The organism is Brevibacillus sp. SIMBA_040 (assembly GCF_046535075.1).
Classification (GTDB): Bacteria; Bacillota; Bacilli; order Brevibacillales; family Brevibacillaceae; genus Brevibacillus.
In genome coordinates this window covers 1-15,673 of the sequence record NZ_JAWRXI010000019.1, presented here as the reverse complement: position 1 = coordinate 15,673, position 15,673 = coordinate 1, and the positions used below count along the sequence as shown (strand labels likewise).

General features: G+C 52.8%; 15 protein-coding genes. All 15 read left to right on the top strand.

The window, feature by feature from the left end:
* Position 1: 1 nt before the first annotated feature.
* Genes cbiB through SB752_RS25275 form a run of 15 tightly spaced genes read left to right on the top strand, consistent with a single transcriptional unit; the run spans position 2 to position 15,618 of the window.
* On the top strand, positions 2–961 hold the full coding sequence (gene cbiB, locus SB752_RS25345) for an adenosylcobinamide-phosphate synthase CbiB (RefSeq protein ID WP_410718268.1): 960 nt from the start codon (positions 2–4) through the stop codon (positions 959–961).
* Positions 962–980: 19 nt separating this feature from the next.
* Positions 981–2,747, top strand: a complete 1,767-nt coding sequence (gene cobJ, locus SB752_RS25340; RefSeq protein ID WP_410718267.1) for a precorrin-3B C(17)-methyltransferase — start codon at positions 981–983, stop codon at positions 2,745–2,747.
* 48 nt (positions 2,748–2,795) lie between these two features.
* A complete protein-coding gene (locus SB752_RS25335) occupies positions 2,796–3,761 on the top strand; it encodes a sirohydrochlorin chelatase (protein WP_410718266.1) in 966 nt (321 codons plus the stop codon).
* Between the two features lie 13 nt (positions 3,762–3,774).
* The gene (gene cobK / locus SB752_RS25330; protein ID WP_410718265.1) at positions 3,775–4,542 is read left to right on the top strand and encodes a precorrin-6A reductase; all 768 of its coding nucleotides are present in this window, start codon (positions 3,775–3,777) and stop codon (positions 4,540–4,542) included.
* A gap of 44 nt (positions 4,543–4,586) precedes the next feature.
* Positions 4,587–5,237, top strand: a complete 651-nt coding sequence (locus SB752_RS25325) for a precorrin-8X methylmutase (RefSeq protein ID WP_049737252.1) — start codon at positions 4,587–4,589, stop codon at positions 5,235–5,237.
* Positions 5,238–5,241: 4 nt separating this feature from the next.
* Complete coding sequence (locus tag SB752_RS25320) at positions 5,242–6,378, top strand: cobalt-precorrin-5B (C(1))-methyltransferase (protein ID WP_410718264.1); 1,137 nt, start codon at positions 5,242–5,244, stop codon at positions 6,376–6,378.
* Positions 6,341–7,570, top strand: a complete 1,230-nt coding sequence (gene cbiE, locus SB752_RS25315) for a precorrin-6y C5,15-methyltransferase (decarboxylating) subunit CbiE (protein ID WP_410718263.1) — start codon at positions 6,341–6,343, stop codon at positions 7,568–7,570. The genes SB752_RS25320 and cbiE overlap by 38 nt, the downstream gene beginning before the upstream one ends.
* Positions 7,567–8,277 carry a precorrin-2 C(20)-methyltransferase gene (cobI, locus tag SB752_RS25310; protein ID WP_410718262.1) on the top strand — a complete coding sequence of 237 codons (711 nt, stop codon included), beginning with the start codon at positions 7,567–7,569 and terminating at the stop codon, positions 8,275–8,277. The genes cbiE and cobI overlap by 4 nt, the downstream gene beginning before the upstream one ends.
* A complete protein-coding gene (cobM, locus tag SB752_RS25305; RefSeq protein ID WP_410718261.1) occupies positions 8,277–9,059 on the top strand; it encodes a precorrin-4 C(11)-methyltransferase in 783 nt (260 codons plus the stop codon). Before cobI ends, cobM begins: the two co-directional genes overlap by 1 nt.
* Positions 9,056–10,198, top strand: a complete 1,143-nt coding sequence (locus tag SB752_RS25300; RefSeq protein ID WP_410718260.1) for a cobalt-precorrin 5A hydrolase — start codon at positions 9,056–9,058, stop codon at positions 10,196–10,198. Before cobM ends, SB752_RS25300 begins: the two co-directional genes overlap by 4 nt.
* Positions 10,195–11,571: a cobyrinic acid a,c-diamide synthase CobB gene (locus tag SB752_RS25295; protein WP_410718259.1), complete on the top strand. Its 1,377-nt coding sequence runs from the start codon at positions 10,195–10,197 to the stop codon at positions 11,569–11,571. Before SB752_RS25300 ends, SB752_RS25295 begins: the two co-directional genes overlap by 4 nt.
* Positions 11,564–13,081, top strand: coding sequence for a cobyric acid synthase (locus SB752_RS25290; protein WP_410718258.1), 1,518 nt, complete (start codon positions 11,564–11,566; stop codon positions 13,079–13,081). The genes SB752_RS25295 and SB752_RS25290 overlap by 8 nt, the downstream gene beginning before the upstream one ends.
* Positions 13,078–14,130, top strand: coding sequence for a nicotinate-nucleotide--dimethylbenzimidazole phosphoribosyltransferase (gene cobT, locus SB752_RS25285; protein ID WP_410718257.1), 1,053 nt, complete (start codon positions 13,078–13,080; stop codon positions 14,128–14,130). The genes SB752_RS25290 and cobT overlap by 4 nt, the downstream gene beginning before the upstream one ends.
* On the top strand, positions 14,127–14,915 hold the full coding sequence (gene cobA, locus SB752_RS25280; RefSeq protein ID WP_410718256.1) for a uroporphyrinogen-III C-methyltransferase: 789 nt from the start codon (positions 14,127–14,129) through the stop codon (positions 14,913–14,915). The genes cobT and cobA overlap by 4 nt, the downstream gene beginning before the upstream one ends.
* A 37-nt stretch (positions 14,916–14,952) precedes the next feature.
* Complete coding sequence (locus SB752_RS25275) at positions 14,953–15,618, top strand: precorrin-2 dehydrogenase/sirohydrochlorin ferrochelatase family protein (RefSeq protein ID WP_410718255.1); 666 nt, start codon at positions 14,953–14,955, stop codon at positions 15,616–15,618.
* Positions 15,619–15,673: the final 55 nt, after the last annotated feature.

Sequence of the window (15,673 nt, the reverse complement as noted above, 5' to 3'; positions counted from 1 at the left end):
CATGACTGAAATTTGGATACTCTGTGCTGCCTACCTGATTGACAGGGTAGTGGGCGATCCGCGGAGCTTGCCCCATCCCGTCGTTATTATGGGCTGGTGGATTACGCGGCTGGAGCGTGTCATTCGGGCAGGCGTCAAGCGAGAGTCACATCTGAAAGTAGCGGGCGTACTGTTCCCGCTCCTGATCGTTTCAGGCAGCTACATTACGGTGTGGCTCCTTTTATGGGGTGCCTCATTCGTGCATCCGCTGCTCTCGTGGGCGCTGGCAGCGTGGCTATTGTCCACGACCATTGCGACCAAAGGACTCGCCGATGCGGGTATGGAGATCGCCCGTCATCTGCTCACTGGCGATATGGTGGCGGCAAGACACTCGCTATCCATGGTCGTGGGCAGGGATACCGAGCAGCTGGATGAACCGCAAATTTGCCGTGGAGCTGTAGAAACTGTAGCGGAAAATATTGTGGATGCGATTGTCTCCCCATTATTTTTTGCCGCGATCGGTGGTGCTCCATTGGCGATGGCTTACCGAGCCGCGAATACGCTGGATTCGATGGTCGGCTATAAAAATGAAAAATATAAAAATCTCGGCTGGGCATCTGCCCGCTTTGATGATGTATTGAACTACATACCAGCACGACTGACAGCAGGTTTATTGATTGTTGCAAGCTTGTTGATGCGGCTGGACTGGAAGCAGAGCTGGGCGATGATGAGACGCGATGCCCATCTTCACCCCAGTCCCAACAGTGGCTTGCCTGAAGCGGGTGTAGCAGGTGCTTTGGGCGTCCAGCTAGGTGGGCTGAATTACTACCAGGGAGTGCCGTCGAATCGGGCGAAGCTGGGCGATGCGCACAGACCACTTGGAGCGCAGGATATCAAGTCGACGGTTCATATGATGTATTTCGTTTCGTTGCTTTGTCTGGTTGTATGTATAGCCATTACAGCAGTGTTAGATAGCGTGTGAGCAAAAGGGGGAGGACCTTATGAGCGGCAAATTGTTTGTGATCGGATTTGGCCCGGGGAGCTTTGAGCATATCACCAAACGGGCTCGGGAAGCGATTCAGGAAAGTGATGTAATCATTGGCTACTCGACGTATGTGGACTTGATCCGCGGGCTGTTGACAGATCAGGAAATTGTAAGTACAGGGATGACCGAAGAAGTGACGCGTGCGCGCGAAGCGGTGCGTCAAGCAGAAGAAGAAGGCAAAAAGGTAGCCGTTATCTCCAGTGGAGATGCAGGTGTGTACGGGATGGCAGGTCTGGTCTATGAGGTGCTCGTAGAAAAGGGCTGGACTGAGGCGACAGGCGTACCGATTGAAATCGTGCCGGGGATATCCGCGATCAACTCCTGTGGTGCGATTCTCGGGGCACCGATCATGCACGATGCCTGCACGATCAGTCTGAGTGACCACTTGACTCCGTGGGAGCTGATTGAGCGGCGGATTGACGCAGCAGGGATGGCTGATTTTGTGATCGCCCTGTACAACCCGCGCAGTGGACGACGGACACGCCAGATCGTGGAAGCGCAGCGAATCCTGCTTCAGTATCGTTCGCCAGATACTCCAGTCGGTATCGTCAAAAGTGCGTATCGGGAGCGTGAGCACGTCGTTATTACCACACTCGCCCAAATGCTGGAGCATGATATCGGCATGCTGACGACCGTAATCATCGGGAATACGTCCACGTTTGTATACGATGGCAAAATGATTACCCCGCGCGGATATCAGCGCAAATATACGCTATCAGCAGATGAGCAGCCACTGAAGCCGCATCAGCGCTTGCGGGTGGAGAATGAACCTTGGTCACTGGAAGCAGCAAATGATACGCTCGCGTCCACACCAGCTACTCCTGCTACCCCTGCAAAGGATAGACCCGTGATGGTCGATGCAGAACCAGTAAAAGTGGTACCGACAAGCACAGCGACAGGAACAGCTGTTTTGGAAGCGCCACCGGCTGTAAACGAGGAATCAGCGGTTCCAAAAGCACAGCCAGCCCCATTTGACTGGGCGATGCAAGCACTCACGGCGATCAACGCAGCCAAAGGAATTGCTACAGAGCCAGCTGCGAAAACAGCAAGTCGTCCTGTGTCCTCGTTTCAACCGGAAATGATTTTTGAAGTTGCAATAAGTCCTGGTGTGGCAAACAAAAAGATCACGCCGCAGCAGATGATGGCAATCGCAGAAGTGGCAGGTGAAAGAGGAGAGATCGAATACACCCCTCATCACCAGATGATTTTGCGTGTTCCTACGTCCAACCCCGAGAGTGTGACCGGAAGACTGCGCGAGCTGGGACTTATTTTAAGTCCGATCGGGGATGTTTTGCAGGTGAAGGCGTGCGACTTCTGCGACGGGGAGAAAAAAGACAGTATCCCGTATGCGGAGGAGCTGGCACAAAAGCTGGGCGGCAAGGAAATGCCGAAGGAAGTGAAAATCGGCTTTAACGGATGCGGGATGGCATGCTACAGAGCCGTACAAGAGGATATCGGGATCGTGTTCCGCAAAGGCAAGTTTGACCTGTTCCTCGGTGCCAAAACGGTAGGGCGCAATGCTCACTCAGGTCTTCAAGTAGCCGAAGGAATTTCAAAAGAAGAAATCGTGCCTCTCGTCGAGCGAATCGTTGCAAGGTTCAAAAAAGAGGCATTTCCAAATGAGCGATTCCACAAGTTTTTCCAACGCGTGGGTGTAATCGAAGGCTACAAATGGCGCGAGCCTGCCAAAGAAGAAATCGAGAACGCGGCTTGCGGAGACTAGGTTCAATCCAGCAATTCATAACTGATAAGAAGATGAGGAGGAACTACCATGGACGCAGTATTATTCGTAGGTCACGGGAGCAAGGACCCAGAGGGCAATGAAGAGATTCGCCAGTTTGTAAACTCGCTCGCACCTGAGCTGGATGTTCCGATTATCGAAACATGCTTTTTGGAATTCGCACGTCCTGACATGCTGTCGGGCCTCCATACATGTGTAGCGCGTGGAGCGACACGCGTAGCTGTTATTCCGATCATCCTGTTCTCTGCAGGTCATGCCAAAATTCACATCCCGGCGGCGATTGACGAGGCCAAGGAGCTTCACCCGCATGTGCAGTTCATCTATGGACGCCCGATTGGCATTCATGATGAAGTGATCAACATTTTGACGACGCGTATGGAGGAAGCGGGCTTTGCTTCCGGTGAGGAGCATGAGGATCTGGCTGTGCTCGTGATCGGACGCGGAAGCAGTGACGCAGACGCCAACAGCGATATTTACAAAATGTCCCGACTGTTCTGGGAGCGCTACAAGGCAAAATGGGTCGAGACGGCATTCATGGGTGTGACCTATCCGCTCTATGATGAGGGAGTCGAGCGCTGCCTAAAACTGGGGGCAAAACGCATCGTGCTGCTGCCGTATTTCCTGTTTACGGGCGTATTGATCAAACGAATGAGCGATCAGCTCGAAAAATTCCGTGAGCAATACCCAGATGCACAGTTTGAGATGGCTGAGTATTTCGGGTTCCATCCGTTACTAAAAGAAGTGCTCAAGGATCGTGTCGAGGAAGCTCTGCATGGCGAAGTGAAGCTCAACTGCGACACCTGTCAGTACAGACTGGCGGCGATGGAGCATATCGACCATCACCATCACCACGACGATGAGGATGGGCATGGACATCACCACCACAATCATCATGGGCACCACCATCACCACGATCATGATCACGACCATGATCACGACCACGACCATGACCACGACCACAAGCACGACCACAAGCATGACCACGTAACCAAGTAGGAGGGACGTTAGGATGATTCTGGTACTGGCTGGGACGAGCGATGCACGCGAGTTGGCCCTTTTGATCAAAGGCAGCGGATACGATCTGTTGACAACGGTCGTGACTGACAATGCTGCCAAAAGCATGGAGGAGGCAGGCGTTCCTGTTCAGGTAGGACGCTTGACTGCCGACGATATCCAGCAATTGATTGTCGAGAAAAGCGTGCAATGCGTGGTAGATGCCAGCCATCCCTTCGCTGAGGAAGCCTCCAAAAACGCGATGGCAGGTGCCAAGGGTGCTGGCGTCCCATACATTCGCTATGAACGGGAAAGCTTGTCTTCACCCGGCAGTGAAAAGCTGATTGTCGTCGAGGATTATGCGCAGGCAGCTGAGCTTGCCGCTGACAAACGGGGCGTCATTATGCTGACGACTGGCAGCAAGACTTTGAAAACCTTTACGGATCGCCTGCTGAGCCTGCCTGAAACGACACTGGTAGCGCGGATGCTGCCACGACTAGATAATATGGAAAAATGCGAGGAGCTAGGCCTGGAGCAGAAAAACATCGTTGCAATGCAGGGGCCTTTCTCCAAGGAATTAAACAAAGCGCTCTACGATCATTATGGGGTGACACTTATGATCACCAAAGAGAGTGGAAAAGTAGGCGCTTTTGATGAAAAAGTAGAAGCGGCACTGGAAATGGGCATCGAAACAATCGTTATCGGCCGTCCGAAGATCGATTACGGAACCAAGTACTCCGATTACGAAAGTGTACTGAACCAACTAAAAGAAGCCGTTAAATAAATCAGAGGAATCAGGTACGTAAAAACGACTGGAGGAACTAAACCATGGATTTCAAAACGGATTTCAAACCAATGACTGTACAACCACAAGAGATCGAGGAAATGAGCTTTCAAATCATTACAGATGAGCTAGGCGAGCATCCTTTTACAGAAGAACAATATCCGGTTGTTCAGCGCGTGATCCACGCTTCGGCTGACTTCGATTTGGGACGCAGCCTCGTTTTCCACCCGGATGCGGTGAAATCAGGGATTGAAGCGATTCGCAGCGGGAAAATCGTCGTAGCGGACGTGCAAATGGTACAAGTCGGAATCAGCAAAAACCGAATCGAAAAGTTCGGCGGAGAGGTAAAAGTATACATCTCTGACCGCGATGTAATGGAGGAAGCAAAACGTCTGAATACGACGCGCGCGATCATTTCGATGCGCAAAGCGATCAAGGAAGCAGACGGCGGTATCTTTTGCATCGGGAATGCGCCTACTGCCCTCCTGGAGCTGATTCGCATGGTAAAAGAAGGCGAAGCGAAGCCAGGTCTGGTTATCGGGATGCCTGTTGGTTTCGTATCCGCTGCAGAATCCAAGGAAGAGCTGGCGAAGCTGGACATTCCATTCATCACAAACATCGGGCGCAAAGGCGGAAGCCCGGTAACTGTAGCGGCACTGAATGCGATTTCCATCATGGCGGAGAAGTTGGGATAACGATATGGCGGCCAAAGCAGCAACGGACGAAAAAGAGGCAAAACCCCTCCGCCATGGTTATACGACGGGATCATGTGCAACGGCGACGACCAAGGCTGCTTTGATAGCGCTGATTACACAGGAGCAGCAAAGTGAAGCCACAATTCGTTTGCCGATTGGCGAGTACGTCACCTTCCAGATGGAAAACTGCGAATTCACGCCAGAAAAGGCTACAACGGGGACGATCAAGGATGGTGGAGACGACCCGGATGCGACGCACGGTGCTTTGATTTTGAGCACGGTGGAATGGTCGGACGAGCCTGGAATCATACTCGATGGTGGAATCGGCGTAGGACGGGTGACCAAACCAGGGTTGCCCGTTTCCATCGGGGAGGCGGCAATTAATCCTGTCCCGCGCAAGATGATACGTGAAACCGCTCAGGCAGTTCTCGATGAGTATGAAATCGAGCGCGGAATCAAAATCGTTATTTCTGTACCGTCGGGCGAGGAAATAGCCAAAAAAACATTAAATGGACGACTCGGCATACTCGGAGGCATCTCCATTTTGGGGACGCGCGGAATCGTGGTGCCGTTTTCCACTTCTGCTTACAAAGCGAGCGTGGCGCAAGCAGTAAATGTCGCCAAGGAAGCAGGTTGTGATCATATTGTGCTTTCGACGGGCGGCAAGAGCGAATCGTTCGGGATTGCGACCTACCCGGAGCTGACTGAAGAAGCTTTTGTGGAGATGGGTGATTTCGTCGGTTTTTCGCTTACACAATGCAAACGAAAGCAGATGAAAAAGGTCACACTGGTCGGGATGATGGGCAAATTCTCCAAGGTGGCGCAGGGCGTGATGATGGTTCACTCCAAAAGTGCGCCTGTTGACTTCGGATTCCTCGCCCAGATGGCGAGAGATGCTGGAGCGCCGCAGGAGACCATCGATGAGATACTGGGAGCCAATACAGCCTCGCAGGTAGGCGATCTGATGGCGGATACCCCAGCCTTTTTTGAGATCATGTGCGCCAATTGCTGTCGTGCGGCACTGAGAGAGGTTGGCGGCGGCATCGCGGTCGAAACCATCATCATTACAATGAAAGGGTCCCTGTTGGGAAGGGTGACGATCGATGACACAGACAATGAAAGTGATCGGGATCGGGGATGACGGACAAGCGAGTCTGCTGCCGTTGTACCGGACATGGATAGAAGAGTGTGAACTGTTGGTCGGAGGAGAGCGGCACCTCGCCTTTTTCCCGGAGCATACAGGTGAAAAACGTGTGCTAAAGGGAGGGCTCACAGCAATGGTAGAGGAGCTGCGTACGGAGACGCGCAAGACGGTCATCCTGGCTTCTGGTGATCCTCTCTTTTACGGGATCGGCAGCCTTTTGGCCAAGAAGCTGAACGTAGAGATCTATCCGCACCTTAGCTCCATCCAGCTCACTTTTGCCAAAATGGGCGAAGCATGGCAGGATGCTACACTCGCAAGTGTACATGGACGCAGCATCAAAGGTCTGGCACAGCGAATCGACGGCAAAGACAAAATCGCGCTGCTGACTGATCTGGAAAACTCGCCGTCTGCGATTGCCCGTTACCTGCTTTCTTTTCAGATGACCGAATACGACGCGTTCGTAGCTGAAAATCTGGGGAGTGCAGAGGAGAAAACAGGCTGGTATTCGCTTGAGGAAATGGCGGACAGCATATTTTCTGATCTGAACGTCGTGATCTTGAAAAAGCGTCGTCCAAGCCCGGTATGGCCATTCGGAATTGCGGACGAGGAGTTTTCCCAGCGCAAGCCAGACAAGGGCCTGATTACGAAAAAAGAAGTGCGCATCCTCAGCATCGCTCAGCTGCAATTGCACGCCAAAAGCACCGTGTGGGACATCGGCACCTGCACAGGCTCAGTCGCGATCGAAGCAGCGCGTATTGCACGGGAAGGCGCAGTATACGGCGTCGAGAAAAACGCAGATGATCTGGAAAACTGCCGTCAGAACATGGCAAAGTTCCGTACTGATTTGACCGTAGTAAATGCGCGCGCACCAAAGGGCTTGGACGAATTTCCGGACCCGGATGCCGTCTTTATCGGTGGCAGTGGCGGAGAGCTGCGTGAGCTGTTGAATATTTGCTGCACGAGACTTCGTCCTGGCGGAAGAATCGTCGTCAATGCAGCTACGATCGAGACGTTGTATGAAGCGACACAAGCCTTTGCAGCAGAAGGCTTCGAGACATCGGTGACACTGGCGCAGCTATCGCGCAGCAAGCCGATTTTATCTTTGACGAGGTTTGAGGCACTCAACCCGATCTATATCATCACCGCCTGGGCCAAGCAGGAGGAAGAACAAGGAGGAGACAGCAAGTGAGCAAGATCGGAACACTGTACGGACTAGGAGTAGGTCCTGGCGATCCTGAATTGATTACCGTCAAGGCATTTCGCCTGTTGCAGCAATCGCCTGTCATCGCGTACCCGAAAAAACGGATGGGTAGCAAAAGCTACGCGCACCAAATCGCGGAGCTGTATGTTCAGCCAGGTGACAAGGAAATGCTTGGACTGGTATTTCCGATGACGCGTGACAAAGAAATTTTGGAACGCGAATGGAATAAAACCGTCGAGATCGTCTGGGAGCGTCTATCTGAGGGCAAGGATGTCGCTTTTGTAACCGAGGGCGACCCGATGTTTTACAGCACGTTCATCCACATGATGCGTGTTATGCATGAAGAGCATCCAGAGGTACCTGTTGTGACGGTCCCTGGTGTTTCCTCCTTCCTGGGAGCGGCATCCCGCTTCAATCTTCCACTTGCAGACGGGGATGAACAGATCGGAATCATTCCGGCCACAGAAGACAAGGAAGCGATGCGCAAAGCGATTGAGAATCACGATACAATCGTTTTCCTCAAGGTAGCAAAGGTTCTGCCGATGATCATCGGATTGCTGAAAGAAATGGGTCTGGCAGAAAAAGCGGCTGTGGCAACCAAGGTTACGTCCGCAGAGGAAATGGTTTGGACGGACATGCGGGAGCTGGAGCGCGCAGAGCTTAGCTATCTTACACTGATGGTGGTGAAAAAATAATGAAACTGTACATAGTAGGAGCAGGTCCTGGAGACCCGGATTTGATTACCGTAAAAGGCTTGAAGCTTTTGCAAAAGGCGGACGTGATTTTGTATACCGATTCACTCGTAAATGAAGAGCTAGTGGCGCTCTGCAATCCTGACGCGGAGGTACTGCACAGCTCCGGTATGGCACTAGAAGAAATGGTAGAGCTGATGGTAGACAGAATCAGCAGCGGTAAGACCGTTGTTCGCTTGCATACCGGTGATCCGTCTGTTTACGGAGCGATCATGGAGCAAATCGCACTGCTCAAAGCAGAAGGCATCGAGGTTGAGATCGTGCCAGGTGTCAGCTCCGTGTTTGCAGCAGCAGCGGCAGTCGGCGCTGAGCTGACAATTCCAGAGCTGACGCAGACACTGATCCTTACTCGTGCTGAAGGACGCACACCAGTGCCAGAGCGGGAAAAGCTGCGTGCGCTGGCTGAGCATCATTGCACACTCGCTTTGTACCTCAGTGCGACCTTGACCAAAAAGGTTGTGCGCGAGCTGGTCGAAGCAGGCTGGAGCGAGGATACGCCAGTAGCTGTTGTGCAAAGAGCGAGCTGGCCGGATCAATTGATCGTCCGTACGACGCTGAAAAATTTGGACGAAGACATGGGCAAAAACGGCATCCGCAAGCACGCGATGATTTTGGCAGGCTGGGCGCTCGACCCGGATATTCACGAAAAGAGCGAGCAGTACCGTTCCAAGCTGTATGACAAAACCTTCACACACGGCTACAGAAAAGGTGTGAAAGAGGTATGATCATCGAGCTGAAAGAAGGCGAAATCCCTGCGATTCAGCAAACGGGAGATTATGCCATCGTCGCGATTACAAAGCACGGCGTAGAAATGGCTCGCGATCTGAATCAAAAGTTTCCGGGGACGGATCTGTACTACATGAGCAAGTTTGCTCGTGGCGACGAGGAAGCGCGAGGCATTCAGCTTTTTTCCAACAGTGTGCGGATGCTGTTTCCTGCCCTTTGGCCAGCGTACAAGGGGCTCATTATCATTATTTCTCTCGGGGCGGTTGTGCGGATGATCGCTCCGTTGCTCGAGGATAAAAAGAAAGATCCGGGAGTTGTCGTTGTTGATGATCGCGGAGAGAATGTCATCAGTGTACTCTCCGGCCATTTGGGCGGGGCGAACGAGCTGACTCATGAAGTGGCAGCTGTCATGGGCGCACGTGCGATCATTACGACGGCATCCGATGTGCAAAAAACAATCCCTGTCGATCTGTTCGGACGCCGCTTTGGCTGGGAATGGGATTCCGATGAAAAGCTGACCCCTGTGAGTGCTTCCGTTGTAAATGAAGAGCAAGTAGCCGTCGTGAACGAATCAGGCGAACGTGATTGGTGGATGCATGATACACCGATGCCGCCGTCGATCAAGGAGTACCCGTCTATCGCGGCAGCGCAGGCTGCTTCGCCAAAGGCAGCTCTCGTCGTTTCCCATCGGTTGCTTACTCCTGAGGAACAGACGATTTTGGACAACGGCGTCCTGTATCGCCCGAAGGTTATCGTGCTCGGCATGGGCTGCAATCGCGGAACATCCGCAGACGAAATCGAGGCTGTTATCAAGGAAACACTGGATGAGCTGCAATTCTCGATCAAAAGCGTCAAGGCACTTGCAACGATCGAGCTGAAAAAAAACGAAGAGGGCCTGATTGCCGTTTGTGAAAAGTACGGCTGGCCGTTTGTGTACTATTCTCCTGAGCAATTGAATCAGGTGGAAATCAGCGACCCGTCAGACACGGTATTTAAATTTACGGGAGCGTACGGAGTAAGTGAGCCGGCAGCCAAGCTGTATGCGGGAGTAAGCGAGCTGGTTCTGACCAAGAAAAAATCGGGCAATGCCACGATTTCTGTGGGGCTGATGCCTTATCACGAGGAGGGACGCTCATGACTGACAGTCGCCGTATCGTTATCGCCGGAACAGGCAGTGGAGCAGGCAAAACGACTGTCACCATTGGTCTGATGGCTGCTTTGAAGCGAAAAGGTCATACCGTACAAGGATTCAAATGCGGTCCAGACTACATCGACCCTACGTACCATACGGCAGTGACGGGCAGAGCATCCCGCAATCTGGACAGCTTTATGCTTTCTCACGACATCGTACGGGAAATATTCGTTCGTGGCAGTGCCGGAGCGGACATTTCTATCATCGAGGGTGTCATGGGCATGTACGATGGCAAGGAAGCGACCAGCGACAAAGGAAGCACTGCCGAAATCAGCATTTTGACAGAGTCTCCTGTATTGCTCGTAGTCAATTGCCAAAGCATGGCGCGTAGTGCAGCAGCGATTGTCAAAGGCTTTCAGCTGCTCAATCCGCAAGCGAGAATCGTGGGAGTCATCGCGAACAAGCTCGGCAGCGACGGACATTTTAAAATCATCAAGGCAGCCATCGAGCAGGAGTGCGGGATACCTGTCGTAGGCTATCTGAAGCGGGAAAATGAACTCGAAATTCCCGAGCGCCATCTCGGTCTGGTCCCATCCGTCGAGCGTGGCGAGCTGACACCGCTTTTTGACAAACTAGCTGATTTGATTGCGGAGAGCGTAGACGTAGAGCTGATCTGGGAGCTTGCCAAAGCAAAGCCACTGCAAGCCGAGCCGAAGCTGTTTGCTCCAAAAGAAGCCACTGCTGCCGTAACGATTGCGGTAGCCAAAGACCCTGCGTTCCATTTTTACTATCCGGAAAATCTGGAGCTGCTGGAGGCTTACGGTGCCAAGCTGGCCTTTTTCTCGCCGCTTGCTGGGGAAGGCGTGCCTGCTCATGCAGACGGACTGTACATCGGGGGCGGATTTCCTGAGGAGTTTGCTGCCCAGCTTTCGCAAAGCGAAGAGGTCCTGAATTCGGTGCGCACAGCCATCGAGAAAGGTCTACCGACGCTTGCCGAGTGTGGCGGGTATATGTTCTTGACGGAAGCGATTGTGACGACAGACGGGGAGCGTTATCCGATGGTCGGCCTGATTCCAGGTCAAGTCACGATGCAAAAGAAGCTGGCAGCACTTGGCTATCGCGAGGTACGTGGAAAAGAGGGCAACTTCCTGATCGGTACAGAAGAACAGGCAAAAGGTCATGAGTTCCACTATTCCACCTATTCGACAGAAGCAGAGCTGCCTCACGCCTACGAGACGAAAGGACTGCGGGGAACCAAGCCGGAAGGGTACGCCGAAGGGAATTTGGTCGCAGGCTATACACACCTGCATTTTGGCTCGAATCCAGAGCTGGTAAAAAGGTGGCTGAATCGCTGCGTGGAGGTGGGGGCGCGTGCATAAAAGCCTCCCGCTGATGATTCAGGGCACGAGCTCGGATGCAGGAAAAAGTGCAATCGCGACAGCCCTGTGCCGCATTTTTGCCCAGGATGGCTACAAGACGGCTCCGTTCAAATCGCAAAACATGGCCTTGAACTCATACGTGACCTTGGACGGAAAAGAAATCGGGCGAGCACAGGGTGTTCAGGCTGAAGCAGCGGGGGTTCTTGCCACGACAGACATGAATCCGATTCTGATCAAGCCGACCCGCGACTCCGAATCGCAAATTGTGGTGAACGGCGAGCCATACAAAAATATGAAAGCCTTTGCTTACCGTCAGGAATTTTTTGACGAGGGGCTTCGCATTATCGAGGAATCGTACCAAAGACTGTCTGCCTCCTATGAGCGGATCGTGATTGAAGGAGCTGGCAGTCCGGCTGAAATCAATCTGAACGACCGTGAGCTGGTCAACATGCGCGTCGCCCGCTTGACCAATGCTCCCGTCATTTTGGTAGCGGACATTGAGCGTGGCGGCGTTTTTGCCAGTCTCGTCGGAACATTGCAGCTGCTGGAGCCAGCTGATCGTGATCGAGTCATCGGGGTGATCATCAACCGTTTCCGCGGAGATGTGACACTTTTGCAGCCAGGTCTGGACTGGTTTGAGGAGTATACAGGCAAGCCTGTGCTTGGCGTGGTACCGTTTATTCCCGATTTGTGGATCGACGCGGAGGATTCTCTGATCCTGCACAAATATCAGGGACAGCGAGAGACACCGCGAGAGATTGATATCGCTGTGCTGCGCTACCCGCGCATTTCCAACTTTACGGATGTCGACCCGTTTTTTGTGGAGCCAGATTGTCGGATGCGCTTTGTGACGAGGGCAGAAGAGCTCGGGGAGCCTGATCTGATCGTGCTGCCAGGAAGTAAAAATACGCTGGAGGACCTGCAATTTTTACGCGATACCGGACTCGCAGCGATGGTCCAGAAGCTCCATCAAAGCGGCAGAAGCTATGTTGTCGGCTTGTGTGGCGGGTATCAGATGCTGGGTGAGTCCATCCACGATCCAGAGGGCGTAGAGTCTCCGATAAAGCAGCTCGATGGTCTGGGATTGATCCCGATGATCACGACGATGGAGAAAAAGAAAACAACCGTCTTGTCCCGGGGTGAAGCTGTTTTTGCAGGCGAGAGCGTAACGGTCGAAGGCTACGAGATTCACATGGGACAATCCGTTTATAAAACAAATGATGCTCCGTTTATTCAAATGGAGGAGCGAACAGAAGGGTATTGTCAGGAAGAGAGTCAACTGATCGGAACCTACTTCCACGGCTTGTTTCATAATGATCGGCTCCGGACCCTTTTGCTGAATACAATCAGGGAGAAGAAGGGACTTGCGCCAATCGAGGATCGACCATCCTTCGTTGCCCTTCGGGAGCAAGGCTACGACCTTTTGGCTGATACCGTTCGGAGCCACGTGAGATTGGATGTTATCGAAGAGCAGATGAGGGCTTATCAGGAAAAAGAGGTGCGTATATGATGGCTAGCATGGAAAAACAACATAGAACGATAGAACCAGTGGACCACGAGGCCAAAGAGCAGGCAAGATTGCATGTGGATCAATTGACCAAGCCGCTTGGCAGCTTGGGACGCTTGGAGGAGCTGGCAATCGAGCTGGCTGGCATGACGGGGCAGGCGTTTCCCGTAGTGACGCCACCTGGGATTCTTGTCTTTGCAGCTGACCACGGTGTTGCGGTGGAGGGCGTATCTGCCTATCCGCAGGAGGTCACAGCGCAAATGGTCCTGAACATGGTTCATGGCGGTGCTGGCATCAACGTTTTTGCCCGCCAGATTGGTGCACTCCAAAAGATTGTGGACGTAGGAGTGCTTGCTCCTGTAGAAGCACATGGTGTATACAGCAAACGAATTCGTGCAGCCTCAGGCAATTTTCTACGGGAAGCTGCGATGTCAGCAGAAGAAGCCGAGCGCTCTCTGGCAGTCGGAATCGAAATGGCGGAGGCCATCATCAGCGAAGGCGCAAAGGTATTGATTGTCGGTGAGGTAGGCATTGGCAACACGACAGCATCGAGCGCCGTTTTGGCTGCTTTGACGGGTGCAGACCCACAGGAGATTGTCGGACGTGGGACTGGACTCGACGACGCTGGCTGGCAGCGCAAAAAGGCGGTTGTCAGAGAAGCACTCGCTCTGCACAAGCCTGATGCCGACAGACCGCTTGACGTTTTGGCAAAGGTCGGAGGGCTGGAAATCGGAGCGATGGCAGGTGCTATTCTGGGTGCTGCATCCAGACGTGTTCCCGTCTTGCTGGATGGCTTTATCGCGACGGTAGCGGCTCTTTTGGCTGTGAAAATCGATGCAGGTGTCTCCGATTACTTGATCGCTGGGCATCGCTCGCAGGAGCCAGGTCATGCCTTTGTACTCCAGGCACTTGGCAAAAAGCCGCTGCTTGATCTGCATCTGCGTTTGGGCGAGGGAAGCGGAGCAGCGGTGGCTTTCCCGATTGTCGAAGCAGCCACCCGGATGATCAAAGAGATGGCGACATTTACATCCGCAGGAGTAAGTGACCGATGAGAGAAGTAGGAAAAGTATTTCTCGTTGGTGCTGGCCCTGGTGATCCCAAGCTGATTACGGTAAAAGGAATGGAATGCTTGCAGCAGGCAGATGTCGTCGTTTATGATCGGCTTGCGAACCCGGCTTTGCTGGAGTACGCTCCCAAAACGGCTGAGCGCATCTACTGCGGCAAGCTGCCTGATCATCATACGATGAGACAGGAATCCATCAATGAGCTGTTGGCAGAAAAAGCGCTGGAAGGAAACATCGTCGTACGGTTAAAAGGTGGCGATCCGTGCGTATTCGGACGCGCAGGGGAAGAGGCAGAGCATCTAGCAGAGCGAGGAATCTCCTTTGAGCTTGTGCCAGGGGTAACAGCAGGTATCGCGGCTTCTGCCTATGCCGGAATTCCGGTGACACACCGTGATCACGGCTCATCCTTTGCAGTCGTTACCGGACATTTGCGTGAGGATAAGCCGGAGCTTGCGGTTGATAAGTGGCGCGCGCTTGCGGGTGGAATTGATACAGTTGCATTTTACATGGGTGTTGCAAATCTTCCGATCATTCGCACACAGCTTATGCTTCATGGGCGTGATCCGCAGACTCCTGTAGCGGTGATCGCATGGGGAACGCTCCCGAATCAAACAACCGTAACGGGCACGTTAGCAGATATTGAGGAGCGGGTTGCTGAGAATCCGCATATTTCCAACCCTGCGATTATTTTGGTCGGTGACGTCGTAAAAATGCGCGATAAAATAAACTGGTTCGAAGCAACGCTCGGTGCAGAGTCAATCGCGAACAGCTAGCTTGTAGACCAGCCTGTCTGAAAAGGAGGGACCCACGATGCCATACTATCCAATGATGGTTCAGCTGCGACAAAAGCGTTGTCTGGTTGTTGGCGGCGGTCAGATCGCCGAGCGAAAAATCGGCAGTCTTCTGGCTGCTGGTGCCGATGACGTGACAGTGGTCAGTCCCTCTGTTACGGATACGATTTTGACGTGGTGCCATAGCGGTAAAACGGTGGTTCATCTCCGTTCTTTTGAACCTGCGGACGTACAGGATGCTGTTATCGTCATCGCAGCGACGAATGACTCAGCAGTTAATCTCGCTGTTCACGACGCCTGCCTGCCACATCAGTGGATCAATATCGTAGATCGGCCCGATTTGTGCAGCTTCACGGTTCCCTCTGTTGTAGAGCGCGGAGATTTGCAAATCGCCATCTCTACCGGAGGTCACAATCCAGGCTTGTCCAAAAAGCTGCGTCGACAGCTGGAGCAATGGATTGGTCCCGAGTACGAAGCGTACACGCGTTTTCTAGGAGAGATGAGGAGACAAGTACTTGCCCTGGATCTGAACGAGACAGACAAACGATCCATCCTGTCCGAACTCCTGTCCGAACGCTTTTTACACTGGACAAAAACAGGTGAAACCGAGTGCAGAGACCAAGAGGCGGCAGCACTTCTGAATAAAAAGAGGCCTCGCGTATATAAAATGTACCCTATAGAGTAGACACGTTAAAAAAGTCTACCTATAGGGTACTTTTTTGTATACTTGAGAAAAACAG